Annotated in this window: 3 protein-coding genes and 1 pseudogene; all 4 read left to right on the top strand. The window is 67.4% G+C overall.

The features are described from left to right. The coding region (locus AB4Y86_RS16505; RefSeq protein WP_441403256.1) for a PH domain-containing protein at window positions 1-383 on the top strand (383 nt) is incomplete at its 5' end. Beyond that, a pseudogene (locus AB4Y86_RS16500) lies at window positions 380-895 on the top strand (PH domain-containing protein); the annotation flags it as partial. The gene AB4Y86_RS16505 and the pseudogene AB4Y86_RS16500, both read left to right, overlap by 4 nt. Before the next feature lie 172 nt (window positions 896-1067). Next, window positions 1068-1625 carry a DUF2058 domain-containing protein gene (locus AB4Y86_RS16495; RefSeq protein ID WP_312787298.1) on the top strand — a complete coding sequence of 186 codons (558 nt, stop codon included), beginning with the start codon at window positions 1068-1070 and terminating at the stop codon, window positions 1623-1625. Window positions 1626-1784: 159 nt separating this feature from the next. Next, a complete protein-coding gene (locus AB4Y86_RS16490) occupies window positions 1785-2051 on the top strand; it encodes a DksA/TraR family C4-type zinc finger protein (protein ID WP_025879161.1) in 267 nt (88 codons plus the stop codon). The last annotated feature ends 523 nt before the right edge of the window (window positions 2052-2574 follow it).

Genomic DNA, 2574 nt, shown 5'->3' with positions numbered 1-2574 from the left:
TCCTGGTCCTAAACGGAGCCTGGACCTGGCCGCCGCTGTGGCTCGCGGCCGCTGTGCCCGCCGCGGCCTTCGTGCTGGCACTCTGGCGGCTCGTGCTCATCCCGCGCCAGGTGCGTTCCATTGGCTACGCCGAACGTGAGGACGACCTGCTGATCCGCCGCGGCATTTTCTTCCAGCGCACCCTCGTGGTCCCGTACGGGCGCATGCAGTATGTGGATATCGGGGCCGGTCCGGTCGAACGCGGGCTGGGCCTGTGCACTGTTAAGCTTCACACCGCCTCGGCCGGCACCAGTGCGGAGATTCCGGGCCTGCCCGCCGTGGAGGGGGCACGGCTCCGGGAGCAGCTGTCCGCCCGCGGCGAGGCCCGTCTGGCCGGGCTGTGACCGCCGCCGGAAACGGCTGGCGGCGCGTCCATCCGGCGTCGCCCTTCGTCCGGGGGTGGGTGGCGCTGGCCGCACTGTTCTTCTTCTTTGGCCGCGACGCCTTCGAACGCTTGCTCCGGGGCGACCCGGTCTTTGACGAGCGGTTTGCCGAGCGGGCGCCGTGGTTAGTGATCGGCGGCGGTGCCGTGCTGCTGCTGATCGTGCTTGGTTACGTGCTGAGCTGGTATTTCACCCGCTTCCAGGTGGCGGACGGCTACGTCCGTCTCAACACCGGTTTCGTGTTCAAACAGCAACGCCAGGCGCGGCTGGACCGGGTGCAGGCGATCGACGTCGTGCAGCCGCTGCTGGCGCGGATTTTCGGGCTCGCGGAGCTCAGGTTCGACGTCGCCGACGCCGGCAAGGCCGCGGTGCACCTGGCCTACCTCCCGATCGCCGAGGCCAAGGAACTCCGCGCCGCCATCCTTGCCCAGGCCGCCGGCGTCGTTAGCGGGGCACCGGAGCCGGCCCGGCCGGGTGGCCCGGCGCTGCTGCAGCCAGGGGCCGAGCTTGCCCTGCGCCAGCAGATCGCTGACCTGGGCGACCAGGGGTTCGGGGTAGCCGGTGAGGTACTTCAGGACAGCCATGCAGGGGCGTCGGCGCGTCGGTAGAATGGGGCATCCAGATTACACGCGGTACGTATCGACCATGGCAAAGCCCAACGCGCTGCAGGAACAATTGCTCAAGGCCGGCCTGGCCAAGAAGTCGCAGGCCAGTGCCGCCGCGCGTGAACAGGCCAAGGCCCGCCAGGGCAAGGCCGAGTCGACGTCGGCAGAGGTCCAGCGTGAAGCTGAACGCGCGCGGGCCGAGAAGATCGAGCGTGACCGTGCGCTGGCTGCCGAGCGCAACGCGCAGGCCAAGCAGGCTGAGCGTAAGGCGCAGGCCAGGCAGATCATCAGCGCCCACGCCGTGCCGCACAAAGGCGAGGACGAGTACCGCTTCAGCGATGGCGCGGTGATCCGCACCCTGTTGATCGATACCAAGCTGCGCAAGGCGTTGTCGGTGGGCGTGCTGGTCATCGTGGCCCATGGCGACAGCTACGCGGTGCTGCCGCGCGCGGCAGCGGAGAAGGTGCGCGAGCGCGCCCCGGAGGCCATCGTCGTCGACCATGGCACGCCCGGCTCCAGCGCCGAGATCTCCACCGGCAACGCCGAGGACGACGCCTACTACGCACAGTTCCAGGTCCCCGACGACCTGGTCTGGTAAGAAAAAGGGGGACGGAGGGGGTTACGTCGTTTCTGCCACAAACGACGTAATCCCCTCCGTCCCCTTCTCTGCTCAGGTTGCTGAAGCGCTGCGGACGCAGATGCCTTTTCCGTGGGTGTATTGTCCCCATATCAGGCGACACACCTGCGGAGGATGGCCATGGCTACCGGTTGGGCCGGAGATGGCGCGGTCCAGGACCAGATCGACGCCACCGTCGACGATGCGATTGCCCGCGCGCGGCGCCAGCTGCGCCAGGGTCCGGGTCTGGAACACTGTGAAGAATGCGACGCGCCGATTCCCTTGGCGCGGCGTCAGGCGGTGCCCGGCGTACGGCTGTGCGTGAACTGTCAGCAGGCGCACGACGAAGAGGAACAGGCGCAGAGTGGCTACAACCGCCGGGGCAGCAAGGACAGCCAACTGCGATAAGGATGGTCGGCAGGGCTGCGCCCTGCACCCGCGGTAGTGCCGGCCGCTGGCCGGCAACCTTAAGAGCAATAGCAACAGCAACAGCGGCATTCCGTGGGATGGCGTGGTGGGCCCGGTTGCGGGAGACGCCGTAAACCCCGCTCCGCGGTCCGGCCCAGCCGCTGGCGGCTGTGCGTTCGGSCGCTTGCGAAGCAGTGCTTCGCAAGCAAAGCGCCCTCATCCTTGGGGGCTCGATGGCGCCATACATGGCGCCAACGGTCCTGCAACCCCACACCACCCCGCCTCTGACAGTTTCCAGGTGTCTGTTGGATCCACGCCATGCGTGGATGAATYYCSATSGAAATCGAATATTTCGATATTGGATCGAAGAGCATCCACGCATGGCGTGGATCKACGTGTCGACCAAGGTCGACACCTACCAACAGCAGCCGGGAATTGTCGAAGGCGGGGCACTGTGGGTTTGCGGGGTGTGAGCGGCATGGATGCCGCGACCAAGCCCCCAKGGATGGGTTYACGGCGTCCC

The organism is Arthrobacter sp. 2YAF22_2 (genome assembly GCF_052114645.1).
Taxonomy (GTDB): Bacteria; Actinomycetota; Actinomycetes; order Actinomycetales; family Micrococcaceae; genus Arthrobacter.
Note: the sequence above shows the minus strand (reverse complement) of the source record. Positions and strands in the feature narration are given on the sequence as shown.